Here is a 13,732-nt window from a genome sequence, read left to right on the forward strand (position 1 = left end):
ATGATCATGGGCAGCAAAGCCGGTCCAACGCCAATCCTCGCCATTGAGAACCTGCAGGTGTCGTTGTTCACGCGCCGTGGCATTTTGCCTGCGGTCGATGGCCTGTCGCTGACGGTCTCGGCCGGCGAGACGCTGGCCATCGTCGGTGAATCCGGCTGTGGCAAGTCGTTGACGGCGCTGGCGATCATGCGGCTGTTGCCGAACCCGCCGGCAAAGATCGTCGGGGGTGCCGTCCGCTTCATGGGGCGTGATCTCGCTGCCCTGTCCGAGCGCGAGATGCAACGGGTTCGCGGCAAAGACATCTCGATGATCTTCCAGGATCCGATGACGTCGCTGAACCCCGTGGGGGCGGTCGGGGATCAGCTGATCGAGGCAATCAGGCGCCACAATGACGTGTCGCGTCACGAGGCGAGAGACCGCGCGGTCGAGTTGCTGCGCCGGGTGCGCATCCCGGATGCGGAACGCCGCCTCAACGATTATCCGCACCAGATGTCCGGCGGCATGAGCCAGCGCGTGATGATCGCCATGGCGATCGCCTGCGGGCCAAAGCTCCTGATCGCCGACGAACCGACCACGGCGCTCGACGTCACCATTCAGGCGCAGATCATCGAACTGATGAAGGAGCTGCAGTCCTCATCCGATATGGGCCTTATCATTATCACCCATGATCTCGGCGTGGTTGCCGAAGTCGCCGACCGGGTGGCCGTGATGTATGCCGGCCGCAAGGTCGAGGAAGCGCCGGTGGAGGCATTGTTCGAGCGACCGCTGCATCGCTACACGCGCGGGCTGCTGGGCGCGACGCCATCGGCGCAGCGCCGCCGGGGCAGCCGCTTGGTCGAAATCACGGGCAATGTGCCGGCACTGTCCGATTTGCCGCAAGGCTGTGCCTTCCAGAACCGTTGTCCCGATGTATTTGATCGCTGCCGTGCCGAGCGACCACAACTGGCGCCGTTGCTGCCGCACCGTTCCGCCGCCTGTTTTGCTGCCGAGAAGGAGTTATCGCGCGATGCCGCTGCTATCGGTGCTTAGTCTCTGCGTCCAATACCAGAGCGCACAGGGTGTCGTGCGGGCGGTCGACGATGTGAGCTTCGACCTTGAACCCGGAGAGACTGTGGGGCTGGTCGGGGAATCGGGCTGCGGCAAGTCCACGCTCGGCAAGGCGATCATGCGCCTGGTGCCGACGTCCGACGGACGCGTCTTCCTCGATGGTGACGATGTCACGCGGATGCAGGCCGGCGCATTGAAGGCCTCGCGAAAATCGATGCAGATGATCTTCCAGGATCCCTACGGCTCTCTCAATCCACGCCACGACGTCGGCACCATCGTCGGGCAACCGCTCAGCGTCGCCGGCTGGTCGCGCCGTGATATCAAGGATCGTGTCATTGAGCTGATGGGACAGGTAGGCCTGCCGGCCGATGCGATGCGGCGCTATCCGCATGAGTTCTCTGGCGGCCAGCGCCAGCGTCTCGGCATTGCGCGTGCACTTGCGCTCAAGCCCAAGGTAATCATCTGCGACGAGCCGGTATCTGCGCTGGACGTTTCGGTGCGCGCGCAGGTCATCAATCTGCTCGAGGACCTGCAGCAGGCGACGGGTGTGTCGTATCTGTTCATCTCGCACGATCTTTCGGTCGTCGAGCATATTTCGGACCGGCTGATCGTGATGTATCTCGGTCGTATCGTCGAAACAGGCCGCAGCGAGGATGTCTGGGATAGACCGGCGCATCCTTATACGGAGGCATTGCTCGCCGCCGCGCCGATCGCCGATCCGCGCACCGCACGGAGCCGCGCCCGTAGCGTGCTGCAGGGGGAGTTGCCAAGCCCGCTCAATCCGCCGCCGGGCTGTAGTTTCAGCACGCGCTGCCCCTATGCACAGGCGCTTTGCCGCGAGGAACGACCGGTGCTGCGCGATGTCTCCGGTGGCCGCAAGGTGGCTTGTCACTACGATCTGCTTGAACAACCCGCGGCGCTGCCGCGTGTAGCGCGAGTGGTCAATTGAATTCTCAGAAGTGGAGCATTGCCAATGCGGTGGAATAATCTCGGTGACCTGATCGATCGCAGCGGTGACCTCGATCGGGACGCGGTCATCGATCTGATCGATCCCGCGCATCCCAGGCGCTACACGCACCGTCAGATCGACGAGATGGCAAACGGGGTCGCCCAGTATCTTGTCGATAACGGTTACAAGCGCGGCACACATATCGCGATTCTGTCGCTTAACCGCGCCGAATACATCATGTGCTATTTCGGCATCATGCGCGCTGGATGCATCGCTGTTCCGGTCAATATCAAGGCTGCGCGCGACACCGTCGATTTTGTGATGGACGACGCGAAGATCGCGCTGGCATTCGTCGACAATGCCAATCGGCCGATGGTGCGCGACGGCATTCCCGTCATCAATTTCGACGACAGCGGCTTAAGCGGCTTTAGTGCGACCATCAAGCCCGCAGCGTTCACCGCCGTCGAGACGACGCGGGAAGAGGTCGGGCAAATGCTCTACACCTCCGGCTCCACCGGCCGGCCCAAAGGCGTACCGCTATCGCATTACGGACAACTCTGGGCGATCTCGACACGGACCAGCGGTGCGCTCAATCAGGATGATCGCTACATCATCGCGCAGCCGCTGTTTCACATGAATGGCCTGTTTGCCATCAAAACGATCTTCGCACAGAATGCGTCTGTGGTGGTGCTGCCGTCGTTCGAGACCCGCAGTTATATTGAGGCCATCGCCAAGTACAAGGTGACCGCGGCCACGGCCGTTCCCACCATGTGGGCCCGTGTCGTCAAGGAAACGGAACTGCTGGCGAAGAATGATATCACCTCGGTTCGTCGCCTGATGCTTGGATCGGCGCCGATGACCATGGGTCTGTGGGACAGGATCAAGCAGGCGCTGCCCAACGTCGTGATGACGATGGGCTACGGTACCACGGAAGCGGGGCCGGCTGTGTTCGGCCCGCATCCCGACAAGATCCCGACGCCGCCGTTGGGCTTGGGTTATCCGATCCGTCTGGAGGATGTCCGGCTCGTCAGCGGCACCGAGAACGAAGGCGTGTTGTTGATGCGGAATCCAGCAGTGCTGGATCACTATCACAATCTGCCGCAGCAGACCGCCAAGGTGCTGACCGACGGCTGGTACTATAGTGGCGATGTGATGCGCCGCGATGCCAACGGCTTCTATTTCTTCGTAGGCCGTGCGGATGACATGTTCGTCTGCTCCGGCGAGAACATCTATCCGGGTGAAGTCGAGAAGCTGTTGGAACGTCACCCGCAGGTCCAGCAGGCGGCAGTGGTGCCGTTGCCCGACGAGGAACGGAGCCAGGTGCCGGTCGCCTTTATCGTCACGCGCGAGCAGCCCACGCCGAGCTTCGATGATATCCGTCAGTTCGCGATCGCCAATGGTCCGGCATATCAGCACCCGCGGCGGGTTGAGTTCGTCCACGAACTGCCTTGGGCGGGCACCAACAAGATCGATCGCAAGGCGCTGATCGATCGGGCGCGCAGCCTGGAAGCCAGTCACGGCTGGTCCGCATGAGCGGGCTGGCGGGGAAGATCGCGCTGGTCACCGGCGCAAGTCGGGGGATCGGTCAGGCTATCGCACGTCGCCTGGCGAAGGATGGCGCAACCGTCGCGGTCCATTACAACGCCTCGGTCGATGCGGCGAATGAGACTGTGGCGGCCATCGTCGCTGCTGGGGGGAATGCCTTTGCCATCAAGGCCGATCTCTCGGAACGCAGTGGAGCAACTTCCCTGGCCGCTGATCTAGGTGCCGAACTGACCAAGCGTTATGGCAGCCCTGCATTCGATATTCTCGTCAACAACGCCGGCGTCGGAAAACGCGCGGTCATTGAGGATATTTCCGAGGACGATTTCGATCTTCTGCTGCAGACCAATCTGAAATCGCCGTTCTTTCTGATCAGGGGGTTGATGCCGCATCTTCGCAATGGCGGACGTATCATCAACATCTCGTCGATGGGGACGCGTTCGGCCTATCCGACCATGGCCGCCTACGCTCCGGCCAAAGCGGGTCTGGAAGCGCTGAGCCGCTTGCTGGCTGTTCATCTCGGCGGTCGACAGATCACCGTGAATTCCGTGATGCCCGGTGCGACCGCGACCGACATGAACATCGTCGCGCGCGATCCGGTGGCCAGCCGCGCAGTGGCTGAGACAATCGCGCTCGGCCGGGTCGGGCAACCCGACGATATCGCAAGGGTGGTCGCCTTTCTCGCGTCGGACGAAGCAGGCTGGGTCACTGGCCAGCAGATCGATGCCAGCGGTGGCCAGCGGCTGTAGAGGGCCCCGAAGTCAATCAACGAGCCGATATGACGACGCGCCGTGGCGGAGCGAAGCTCCACGCCGTGCTGTCGATGACGTCGCTTTTGACGCCAGCCTGCCGCTCGAATGCGCAGCGGTGACAATTGTTTATGCTCGCGAACTTTCAAATCTCGCAATAGCATTGCGTCACGATGGCAATGAACGGCAGAAATATTCTGCGTACACCTTTCATCGGAGGCAACTATGCTCGACGAGCTCGACCGCAAAATTCTCGCGGCACTCCAGGTAGACAGCAGCCTTTCAATGCAGGACCTGGCTGATCGCGTTGGCCTGAGTTCCACGCCGTGTTGGCGTCGCATCCAGAAGCTCGAAAGCTCTGGCTACATCAAGCGGCGCGTCGCACTTCTCGATGCAGACAAGCTGAATTTGGGTGTCAGCGTTTTCATCGCCGTGCGAACGAACCAGCATAACGCGGAGTGGGTTCAGCGTTTCCGGAAAATCGTCGTCAGCTTCCCCGAGGTGGTCGATTTCTATCGCCTGAGCGGCGACGTGGATTATCTGATCCGGGCTGTGGTCTCGGACATCCGGGCCTACGACGATCTTTATCAGCGGCTGATCGCCAAGATTGATCTGCATGATGTGTCGTCAATGTTCACGATGGAGCAGATCAAGTCGACGACCGAATTGCCACTCATGAATGCTTTGGTGAAGCAGGGGCGGGGCGATATATCTTCAGCGGCGCATTCCCTGTCACATTGAGATGCCGCGGCTCCGAAGCTGCCGTATGGAGTGTAATCGTTCGTGTGCTGCGGGCAGCACCGTTCCACGATTTCCGGCTAGAGCGGTACGTGCCGGCCGATCGCACCTGTGTCTTCTACGGTTCGACGGGGGTCAGCAGAGGCATTATATGCGCCAAACGAAAAAACCGCCGGTTAGGGCGGGATCCAGCGGTCATCTCGATTTTGGTCCATCATTCAAAGCCACAAGCGTACCGCCCCCGCAAAGGGGGCTGTTTCAAGTTCGTTTGAGTCCGGTGATATGGCTGCTTATGCCGGGCGATTGGAACGGGCAGGGAACAGAGCCCCGGATATTTTCGTATTGAACCGCGATTTCGCGTTCTGTCTGCCGCGAGACGCCTGATTGTCAGGTGCCTCGGTCCGGAGAACTTATTGATTTAACAGGGAAAAATGGTGCTGCCAGACAGGATTGAACTGTCAAATTCTCCAATGCAGATGGAGTGAGCTACCAATTCACTACTGTAATTGTTGAGCTTTTAGGCGTGGCCTCTTCGCTTGATCTTCGAGCTGTGTATCAGCGTGGTGGATCGTTGTCACTTCGTTGAACGGCTACCGGCCCGCTCTCTTCGCGGCTCTGTCGATCCACTTGCCGATGTTGCTGTGCCCTCCGTCGAGGATGTAGTCGTATTCATCGGCGTGGTCAGACAGAGGGACGACGTACCCATCGGCAGGCTCTGCCATCCAGTCAGGTAGGTCAACAGCGGCCATGTAGTCGCTGTAGCGATACCAGCCCCACTTGTACCCGCCGAGGCCATCCGGAACCGCCAACTTCTCGAAGAGGTGATAGCGGGCAGGGCTGAGCAAGTTCGGCTGCACCTTGCCGATGGCCATGAAGTCCAGCGGGTTGGGGCCTCTCGTGTGAGCAGTGAGCGTCCGGTGGTGGCGTATGCTGTTGAGGTGAACGGCGAGGAGGCCCCTGCCATCGGCAATAGCCCGAGCGATCTCGTAACGGACCCAGCGTCTCGCCCACGTCTCGGAGCCCACCAGCACGCACACGGCCGAAGTGTATTTCACACCAGCGCGGATCAAGTTTTTGATGCTGTCAGGATTGGTCAGCTTGCGAGCTTCCCAGAGGCTGCTGTCGTAGAAGCTCCTCATGGTTTCGCTGCTTGGATGGTCGATCTTCCAGGCGTTCCGGACCACATTGGTCCGAAGGCTGTCGCCGCCGAAGTGGAACGAGAAGAAAGCTCTGCGCTTGATCGCTGGTGTTGCTGCTGGACGCGCGACTGGTCGGGTCGGTGGGGTCTGGTTCGGCCACAAGATGCGGGCGATGTCGCTCGCGGACTGTGATGCACGGGGCGGAGGTGCAAGACTGCCGAAGGCGGTCGGTGACGAACTGACATCAAGTAACCCACCGAGGAACGTGGGACTTGGCGACGAGATCGCTCCGAGCAAACCCATGCCAAAGGTCGGCGAAGGTGTTGTTGATGAAGCGCCCCGCAACGCATCAACGAGCGCCTGCACTTCGGGTGATGGCTTGGGTGTCGTGGGAACGGTTCCGAGCCCGAGCAGGCTGTTGAACGGATTGTAATTGTCAGCCATAGGCGTACCGCGCTCCGATCACTGCGATGACAATGCCGATTGTAAGCAAGCCGTAGAAGCAGACAATCGACCAGCTGCTCAGCGCCGACCAGTATGACGACGGTGGTGCGCTGCTTAGGTTGATCTCGAAGGACGGCGGTGTCGCCCAGTCCTGTGTTCGGACGGCGTTGAATAAGCCCCGGAAGCGGCGCTCAAGTCGCAGGTACTGGGCGTCGATGGCGGCGAAGGTCAGCAGCGGCAGGAGCGCAAGCAATGCGACGTTTGGCACCTTCAGGCTGAATGCGAAACCCAGAACTGCCGTCACCACGGTGATGCAGTAGGTCTTGAATGACACCCCGTAGCCCGCCATCCGTGTGACGAGCGCCTGCACCATCTCCAAGTGCTTCACACGCAGTTCAGCGAACTTCTCGGGCGGCATCGAAGGCTCCGGCTACTTCTCGAACCCTGCCTTGATACATGGTAATGCGCACGGGAACCGCAAGGGGCACAACTGGTAGACAAAGTGGCGCAGCCAGCAAATACACTGATAGCGTCACAAAGATCGGTTTGCCCGAGGTTGATCAGGCGTCCTGCAGCCGTTCGGCGATACGGGCGATCTGGGTGGCGCTCCACTTCGATCCGCCGCGAGGGGTCGGGATGCCGCGCTCCTCGAACGCTTTCGCGATGCCATTGAATGACGTGGTTCCGCTCTGCTGCAGCTCGCGGATGATCGGCGCGAGGTCGGCGGCGCGACTGCGGGCATCGTCTGCCTGACTGTCTCGACCAGCCTTCCGCGCGGAGGCGGTGAGCTTGGCACCGCGATTGCCACCCAGCTTGATGCCGCGCTTCTTGGCAGCGGCGAGGGCGACCTTGGTCCGGTGGGAGATCATGCGCCGTTCTTCATCCGCAACCATTGCCATGATGCCGACAGTCAGCCGGTTCGCGTGGGGCATGTCAGCGGCCACGAAGTCCACCCCGGCCTTCTCCAAGCCCAGCAGGAAGTGTGCGTCGCGTGACAGTCGGTCCAGCTTGGCTATTACCAGCTTGGCACCGTAGACGCGGCAAGCCTGCAGCGCCCTTGCCAGCTCTGGCCGGTCACTCTTCTTGCCACTCTCGACTTCGGTGAACTCGCCAACGAGGGACCACCGTCCGCCGTTCAGGTAGCTCTGCACGGCATCCCGTTGTGCTTCGAGGCCAAGCCCCGACTTGCCTTGTCGCGCGGTGGACACCCGACAGTAAGCCACGAACGCACCCTCAGCCATCAATACGCCCCTTCACATCACAATCAACGAACGATGACTAAGATGTTATGGCGTCATTGTCAATCGTCCACAGCCACTTGGGGATCATCCGAAGGGAGGTGATGCCGGTGCTTGACGAGTTTAGGTTGTTAGCGCCAATGGTGCCGATGCCCGCCGCCGATCTCACATACTACGCTCAGTTCCTGCATTGGCTTGAGGTCAACCGCATTGGCGACCTGACTGGCGTTGGCGGGATTGTCATCTCGCTTATTGGCTTCACGGTCACCGTGATCGGTGTAGTCAGATCGAGGAGCGCAGCTGAGCGAGCAGAGTTGGCCGCGAAGCAAACCATGCAGTCGATGCGACTACTGGATACAGTGGTTGAGTTCTCAGCGGCCATAACGGCGTTAGAGGAAATTAAGCGTCTACACAGAGAGGCCAACTGGCCTCTTCTGCCTGACAGATACGCTCACATAAGGAAACTCTTGGCGAACCTGCGGACGGCGCAGGTCGAGCTATCCGACGATCAGAAGACCACGGTTCAACAAGCACTCGCGAACCTTCGTCAGATAGAGGACTTGGTTGAGCGATCGTTGAAAAATCAAAGCCAGCTGAATGTGGCACGCTTCAACAGGCTTCTAAGCGACGACATCGAAAACCTGCTGATCGTGTTGAGTGACCTAAAAGCAATGAAAGTTGGAGTGTAACAGATGTCTTTGAAAAAGCAGTGGCGTATGGTCCAGCTACTCTCGGAGAAGACAACAGCCGGGGAGATGGACTGGAAGTCTTCGCCCGTGGACGATGCCTTCCAATTGTCGTTCCACAACTACACCCTACTGTTGCGGCAGGCTGAAAGCCAACAGTCCTACGGTGAGCATGACTACGTCATTACGCTGCTGAACGAGAACGGCGACGTTGCAGACGCCTTCACGGATGTTGAATTGTCTGAAGAGTTCGCGGACGGCATCGAGCCGGCAAGCTCGAAGCCTTATCCTACGATGCGAAGGCTGTTTGATCAGGCAAGGCGCCATGCTTTGGGTACAGATCGCATCATTGACACCATCCTAGACGAGCTTGGTGAATTGCCCTTCTGAGCAGAGAGACCCCGGTAGGGGGGAAGCCCACCACAAGACCGGGTCGAGGGTGGGACTTCACAGATTTTCTCAGACTATCCGGGGGGGCTTGGCTGAAGCCAATGCAGCAGCTATCCGGCTCGTTGCGGTGGGGTCCTTCACCAGCTTATCGTTCTCTGCCGTCATGTTTCCCCGACATTGCCGAACAGGAATGCCACGCGCCGGAGGAAGCCGGAGTGTCTGCCTTGACGGCTGGTGACGATATCTTCCTCGTCCAGAGCTTCGATGAAGTCTGCATGCTTCTTGATGGCATTGCGGAAGTTGGACTTGTCGGCGATCCTCAGATGGCGTCTGACCTCGGCATCGGAGATGAACGATCCATCGGAAGTCCGTTCTCTGATGAACGCCACTGCATCTGCTACCTTGCCGAGAAGTTGCTTGCGGCCCTCCGGTCGCCACGGCGTTACGCTGCAGGCTGGGAAGATGCTCGGTAGTTCTTCGGCTATCCGAGAGCCACGGCTGGCAATGACATAGACATCTGACGGTGGGCACTTGGCATCTTCGCACTTCCGCACCCTACCTCGGCAGATCGCTTGCAGGATCAGGTGACGATGCTCCCCGCGCCGTACTCGCTCGACATCGGCCTTCGGTAACAACCCCTCAGAAGATGGGAAGCCTGCCGACGCCCGAGCCAGTCCTTCGTAGGCAGAGGCGCGGAAGAACAACGTGCCTGCAAGGATGACATTGGGCACGTCCGCGTAGTCGTTCGTCGCGTCATGCGCTCCCCAGTTCAAGAACGCGACATCCGCATCGGTCGCGAGCAACCCTCGAACCTTGTCCTCGAACTGGTCGTTCTTGTGGTGGATCACAAGCCACCTCTCGGTGGCCCTTGTGTTGATCGTGCCTGCAATACCTCGAACAAGACGTGCTCCCTGAGTAGGGTCCTTGAAGGCCGTCTTGCCGCCTGATTTGTCCCAGTGATGGATCGTCAGTGGGCTGTAGTCCTTGGGTGCCTCACGCAAACGGATGATGCCGCCGCGCTTCTCGTCCCAGACGTTGTAGGTCTCCCGCACGGCCCGACGCGAGGAAGCGTCCAGAACCAGCAATGGGGCCAGTCCCTCGGGAAGCGTCTCGTGATAGTCGAGGATGGCGTTGCCCTGCAGGCCTTCATCGCGGACAGTGACCATCTTGCCAGACAGCAGCCACAGCGAGTTTGCGGCTTTGAGACCGTCCGGGGAATTGCGGAACAGACGTTCAAGACTGTTGAGATCAACACCGTATTCGGTCTCCAGATCGGGAACCACGAATTGATCCTGATCGGTCATGCCGCCAAGGTCCTCGAACAAACGGGACAGCCTGTTGCCGAGGTCGGGATTGAGCGTGAACACGGGTTTGATCAACGACGTGATGTCGATGCGGCTGAGTGTGACCGCAAGGCCGGGGGTGATCGCCTCATCCCAGACACGCACTTGCCGTGGTTGACCGCGGTAGTGGAAGTCGTCAGCCTCCGTGAACGAACCAGCAGTCTCGCAATGTCGCATGACCATGCTGTGGGTCGTGAACAAGACCCGCGCCTCTTGCCGACGTTCCCTCCCCCGACCGAGTGCGTTCAGTTCCTCGTCAGAAGTGAAGACGGCGAAGTCGTCATCATTCAACCCAGCACGTCGAGCGTCCCGGATCACATCCTCGATCTGCCTCAGCCTTCCTGCGCAGATAATGGCTGACACATGTTTGTGCCGCTCGGAAGACAGAAGGACCGGAAGGAACTGAACGATGGACTGGGTCTTGCCGACGCCGGGATCGAGCGAGCTGAGGTGGATCGCATCTGCCGCCATCCCGTCCGCCATCAATTCGACGGTTGAGACGATGTCGGAGATCGCATTCCACATCAGGTCAGACGGCCTGTGGGATTTGGTCAGGAAGTCAGCTCGAAGTCGCCGGATCGTCTCAATTGCCAGCGATCCCGGCTGAGGGGGTAACGATTGCTTAAGAAGAAGAGGAGCGTTGACCCCCTCCAGCGTGGACGGGATTGCGAGGCTCGAAGCGACTAATACCAGTTTTAGGTGTGATGTCTGTGTCTGCATGCTCTGGTTTTCGGTTGATGCCATGCTCCGACACCCCGTCCAGAGATGGACAGGAGCGACCCGTCACCGGGGCGTCAGAGCTAGCGTTGTTGGATTGTCCAGAACGGAGGGCACTTGTGATGGTGTCCAAGACGTTCTTTCGGGTAGAAAGGCAACCTATTCGCGACCCACAAGATGTTGTGGCCGGTTCACCTCAGTCACGGTGAAACAGCGCACGTCAGATGGGCGAGAGAGCAACCCTTCAGATGGAGATTGTCAGGAACAGCCACACCGGGAAGCCTGCTGCACAGGCGTCAGTCGCAGAGCGGTAGGTTATGCCGTTTTCTTCGCAGAGCTTCAGCAGGGACCGCTCCTCGCTACGAAAGGTGCCTTCTGGATTGACGAGAAGGTCTGCCGGTTCGTTCTCACGCCACCAGTCGCGGACGGTGATGAACCGCGATGGGTCAGCGCCGATGCGTCCGAGGAGCGTGATGGGCTGTCGTGGTGATGTGTTGATGGTGTTCTGCATGGTGTCCCAGCTTCATCGTGATGATGGTTGCCAATCGTAGAGTGTCTACGAAAGGCAGGGGACTGCTGCCTCTCACAGAGTGGCAGTAGAGAGCAGATTGGTCAACATTCAGGGTTGATCGCAAGGCGAGAATAATCCCAGGTCAGTCATCCGTCTCTATTTCTTAAGCCTTCGACGGTAGTGGTCCGATCACGAGCGAGCATGCATAGCTTAGCTCGAAACTGGTCGGTTCGAGGGAGAAGGTAGGACTAATGTTCGGAAGTGCGGCGCTTGTGTGGGTGTTGTTGATGGGTGAAACCCGCGTTGGATACTTCAAGTCCAAGGAGGCTTGTATGGACGCATTTAAGCAAGCGGTCATTGTCTTCGACAGCGGAGAGAGGCCGTACAGCAAGCAAGCCAACTCCACATCATTTGCGCTCTGCGTTCCAGTTGAGACGCCGCTGCCAAAATAAGTTGAGACCTCTGGAGAGGTCTACGCAAAGCGGTCAATCTGTGACGTAACGCGGGAACTGTGCCATAGCCTCAGCCCGCGCCTTGAGGGTCACCCTCGTGTATCTTCCGCCTTGATGCTTCGGAGCATGGTTCGAGATGGCGTCCAGGGTGATCTCCTGAATGCCCGCCTCCAAGCCGTATGTCTTGAAGGTGTAGCGCCATGCGTGGAGAGGCTGAACGTCTTCCTCGCCGACGATGGTGACAGCTTCCTTACGCAATCGGCTGTAGACCCCGCCGGCAGGGCCGTCGATTGTCCCGTCCTTCCCAACCCCACAGAACAGGTAGCCTTTGGGCGACCGTGTCACGAAGTCTACGAACCCGATGGAGATCAGGTGCTCGTGGACCGGCACATCGCAGAACTTGTTGGTCTTGATGCCGCCGGCCTCGGGCGTAAGCCGAATGTACCAGCCATGATCCGGGTCTTCGCGGAGATCGCCTTTGCGAAGTTGGATCATTTCAGCGACGCGGGCACCAGAGTAGGCCAGCAGCCACGGCACCCATCGCTTCGCGGCGGTGGTCTTGGGGTCTTCTCGCTTCGTTCCTACGGTGGCTGTGGCATGACGAAGGAGCGCCACGGCTTCCTTCTGGGTGAAGAACTCTGGACGGTTTTTGACGGTCTGCCGCTTCGTCTTGATGGTCGCAGCCTCGGCGGGGTTCTTGGCAAGCCATCCCCGTTCCGCGCCCCAGTTGAACACATTGCTGAACGATGCAACGTCGCTGTCATTGATGGTCTTGACGCTCTTTTTTTGTTCGAGCCGATAGTCACGCCACCGGACGATGTCCTGCTTTGTCACGCGACCAGCGTCGTCATGCTGCAGGAAGGCTATCAGCATCTCGAACCGGCTCTTGATCCGGTCTGCGTCGCGCTTCCTCACTCCCCGATGGAGCGCCGCCTTGTGCCACGCCTCAGCCAGCGCGGTGAGTGACTTCGCGGGGGCATCCGCAGCCTGCTCCTCAAAGGCCGGGAACCGCTTGACGTAGGTGTCAGGCCTGTAGTCACCGTCAGCATTCGCGGCCAACTTCTCCGCAGCCTTCGAGAGATCGACCGACGCGCGTTCAATAAGCTTCCACCGGCTCTCAAGATCGGTGATCACGCCCCGCCCGATAAGGTAGAGGTCGGTCATCTTGCCAAAGCGGTCTTCCATCGACGCCCGGCGGCGATCGTCAGGGGTTTGGAAGATGCCGAGTGCAGCTACCGCGCCATACCGTCCCTGACGCGCCTCTTCATTCATCGCAGCCACCCGAAGCCACTGCTGGGGCGTCAGAACAGGGTTCTCCTCAAGGCCCACCGCAAACGCCTTGTAGAGTTCCCCTGACAGGGCGGCGATCTGCTTCTGAGTAAGCGGCTTGGGGCCAGCTCGGAGGGCAGCGATCTGCCGCTCCACCTCAGCGGCCACGTCTGGGCACTTGGCTTTGGCGGTATCGCGGTCAGGTGTCCCGAGCGAGATGCTGATGTGGTCCTTGAACCATCGCGGCGGTCGGAGGCCGGGTGACTGGGTCAGGATGGCACGAACGTCAGCAGGGATACGCTTACGAAAGAACCAGTTGTCGGAGCCAACGCGCTTGGTAGGACAGGTCATTCTCAAAGCCATTGTGTATCACCCGTGTGTATCAGGGGCGACGCAAAAGGCTCAAGAGTTTCAGTAAGGTGTTGATCTAATGACCAAATAAATGGTGCTGCCAGACAGGATTGAACTGTCGACCTCTCCATTACCAATGGAGTGCTCTACCACTGAGCTACGGCAGC

At 59.6% G+C, this 13,732-nt stretch carries 13 protein-coding genes and 2 tRNA genes; 7 read left to right on the plus strand and 8 right to left on the minus strand.

Going from position 1 to position 13,732, the window contains the following annotated elements; all coding sequences use genetic code 11:
• Window positions 1-6 precede the first annotated feature (6 nt).
• From AB8A38_RS25015 to AB8A38_RS25035, 5 genes are all read left to right on the plus strand, one after another.
• A complete protein-coding gene (locus AB8A38_RS25015) occupies window positions 7-1,029 on the plus strand; it encodes an ABC transporter ATP-binding protein (protein ID WP_439087810.1) in 1,023 nt (340 codons plus the stop codon).
• On the plus strand, window positions 1,007-1,996 hold the full coding sequence (locus AB8A38_RS25020) for an ABC transporter ATP-binding protein (RefSeq protein ID WP_439087811.1): 990 nt from the start codon (window positions 1,007-1,009) through the stop codon (window positions 1,994-1,996). Before AB8A38_RS25015 ends, AB8A38_RS25020 begins: the two co-directional genes overlap by 23 nt.
• A 24-nt stretch (window positions 1,997-2,020) precedes the next feature.
• A complete protein-coding gene (locus tag AB8A38_RS25025; protein ID WP_439087812.1) occupies window positions 2,021-3,529 on the plus strand; it encodes a class I adenylate-forming enzyme family protein in 1,509 nt (502 codons plus the stop codon).
• On the plus strand, window positions 3,526-4,287 hold the full coding sequence (locus AB8A38_RS25030; protein ID WP_439087813.1) for an SDR family NAD(P)-dependent oxidoreductase: 762 nt from the start codon (window positions 3,526-3,528) through the stop codon (window positions 4,285-4,287). Before AB8A38_RS25025 ends, AB8A38_RS25030 begins: the two co-directional genes overlap by 4 nt.
• A gap of 225 nt (window positions 4,288-4,512) precedes the next feature.
• Window positions 4,513-5,028 (plus strand): Lrp/AsnC family transcriptional regulator, encoded by a 516-nt coding sequence (locus AB8A38_RS25035; protein ID WP_089266090.1) that lies wholly within the window; start codon window positions 4,513-4,515, stop codon window positions 5,026-5,028.
• 429 nt (window positions 5,029-5,457) lie between these two features.
• Here the strand turns inward: AB8A38_RS25035 and AB8A38_RS25040 are convergent.
• From AB8A38_RS25040 to AB8A38_RS25055, 4 genes are all read right to left on the minus strand, one after another.
• Window positions 5,458-5,526 (minus strand) — tRNA-Ala (locus AB8A38_RS25040).
• Window positions 5,527-5,615: 89 nt separating this feature from the next.
• On the minus strand, window positions 5,616-6,608 hold the full coding sequence (locus tag AB8A38_RS25045) for a TIR domain-containing protein (protein ID WP_439087814.1): 993 nt from the start codon (window positions 6,606-6,608) through the stop codon (window positions 5,616-5,618).
• On the minus strand, window positions 6,601-7,026 hold the full coding sequence (locus AB8A38_RS25050) for a hypothetical protein (RefSeq protein ID WP_439087815.1): 426 nt from the start codon (window positions 7,024-7,026) through the stop codon (window positions 6,601-6,603). Before AB8A38_RS25050 ends, AB8A38_RS25045 begins: the two co-directional genes overlap by 8 nt.
• A 142-nt stretch (window positions 7,027-7,168) precedes the next feature.
• On the minus strand, window positions 7,169-7,849 hold the full coding sequence (locus AB8A38_RS25055; protein ID WP_439087816.1) for a recombinase family protein: 681 nt from the start codon (window positions 7,847-7,849) through the stop codon (window positions 7,169-7,171).
• A gap of 101 nt (window positions 7,850-7,950) precedes the next feature.
• On the opposite strand from AB8A38_RS25055, the gene AB8A38_RS25060 reads away from it, so the two are divergent.
• Together AB8A38_RS25060 and AB8A38_RS25065 are read left to right on the plus strand one after the other, a co-directional pair.
• Window positions 7,951-8,535 carry a hypothetical protein gene (locus tag AB8A38_RS25060; protein WP_439087817.1) on the plus strand — a complete coding sequence of 195 codons (585 nt, stop codon included), beginning with the start codon at window positions 7,951-7,953 and terminating at the stop codon, window positions 8,533-8,535.
• 3 nt (window positions 8,536-8,538) lie between these two features.
• Window positions 8,539-8,922, plus strand: a complete 384-nt coding sequence (locus AB8A38_RS25065) for a hypothetical protein (RefSeq protein ID WP_439087818.1) — start codon at window positions 8,539-8,541, stop codon at window positions 8,920-8,922.
• A gap of 161 nt (window positions 8,923-9,083) precedes the next feature.
• On the opposite strand, the gene AB8A38_RS25070 is transcribed toward AB8A38_RS25065, so the two are convergent.
• The 4 genes from AB8A38_RS25070 to AB8A38_RS25085 form a co-directional block, all read right to left on the minus strand.
• Window positions 9,084-11,009 (minus strand): hypothetical protein, encoded by a 1,926-nt coding sequence (locus AB8A38_RS25070; RefSeq protein WP_439087819.1) that lies wholly within the window; start codon window positions 11,007-11,009, stop codon window positions 9,084-9,086.
• A gap of 217 nt (window positions 11,010-11,226) precedes the next feature.
• Window positions 11,227-11,493 (minus strand): hypothetical protein, encoded by a 267-nt coding sequence (locus AB8A38_RS25075; protein WP_439087820.1) that lies wholly within the window; start codon window positions 11,491-11,493, stop codon window positions 11,227-11,229.
• Window positions 11,494-11,978: 485 nt separating this feature from the next.
• Window positions 11,979-13,577, minus strand: coding sequence for a DUF6538 domain-containing protein (locus AB8A38_RS25080; RefSeq protein WP_439087821.1), 1,599 nt, complete (start codon window positions 13,575-13,577; stop codon window positions 11,979-11,981).
• A gap of 80 nt (window positions 13,578-13,657) precedes the next feature.
• A tRNA-Thr gene (locus tag AB8A38_RS25085) sits at window positions 13,658-13,732 on the minus strand.

The sequence above is a fragment of the Tardiphaga sp. 839_C3_N1_4 genome, from assembly GCF_051811045.1.
Lineage (GTDB): Bacteria > Pseudomonadota > Alphaproteobacteria > Rhizobiales > Xanthobacteraceae > Tardiphaga.

What these genes read in the sequence shown, in the direction of transcription:
- AB8A38_RS25015 (WP_439087810.1), top strand. Translation starts at nt 7, where the DNA reads ATGGGCAGCAAAGCCGGTCCAACGCCAATCCTCGCCATTGAGAACCTG.
- AB8A38_RS25020 (WP_439087811.1), top strand. Translation starts at nt 1,007, where the DNA reads ATGCCGCTGCTATCGGTGCTTAGTCTCTGCGTCCAATACCAGAGCGCA.
- AB8A38_RS25025 (WP_439087812.1), top strand. Translation starts at nt 2,021, where the DNA reads ATGCGGTGGAATAATCTCGGTGACCTGATCGATCGCAGCGGTGACCTC.
- AB8A38_RS25030 (WP_439087813.1), top strand. Translation starts at nt 3,526, where the DNA reads ATGAGCGGGCTGGCGGGGAAGATCGCGCTGGTCACCGGCGCAAGTCGG.
- AB8A38_RS25035 (WP_089266090.1), top strand. Translation starts at nt 4,513, where the DNA reads ATGCTCGACGAGCTCGACCGCAAAATTCTCGCGGCACTCCAGGTAGAC.
- AB8A38_RS25045 (WP_439087814.1), bottom strand. Translation starts at nt 6,608, where the DNA reads ATGGCTGACAATTACAATCCGTTCAACAGCCTGCTCGGGCTCGGAACC.
- AB8A38_RS25050 (WP_439087815.1), bottom strand. Translation starts at nt 7,026, where the DNA reads ATGCCGCCCGAGAAGTTCGCTGAACTGCGTGTGAAGCACTTGGAGATG.
- AB8A38_RS25055 (WP_439087816.1), bottom strand. Translation starts at nt 7,849, where the DNA reads ATGGCTGAGGGTGCGTTCGTGGCTTACTGTCGGGTGTCCACCGCGCGA.
- AB8A38_RS25060 (WP_439087817.1), top strand. Translation starts at nt 7,951, where the DNA reads ATGCCGGTGCTTGACGAGTTTAGGTTGTTAGCGCCAATGGTGCCGATG.
- AB8A38_RS25065 (WP_439087818.1), top strand. Translation starts at nt 8,539, where the DNA reads ATGTCTTTGAAAAAGCAGTGGCGTATGGTCCAGCTACTCTCGGAGAAG.
- AB8A38_RS25070 (WP_439087819.1), bottom strand. Translation starts at nt 11,009, where the DNA reads ATGGCATCAACCGAAAACCAGAGCATGCAGACACAGACATCACACCTA.
- AB8A38_RS25075 (WP_439087820.1), bottom strand. Translation starts at nt 11,493, where the DNA reads ATGCAGAACACCATCAACACATCACCACGACAGCCCATCACGCTCCTC.
- AB8A38_RS25080 (WP_439087821.1), bottom strand. Translation starts at nt 13,577, where the DNA reads ATGGCTTTGAGAATGACCTGTCCTACCAAGCGCGTTGGCTCCGACAAC.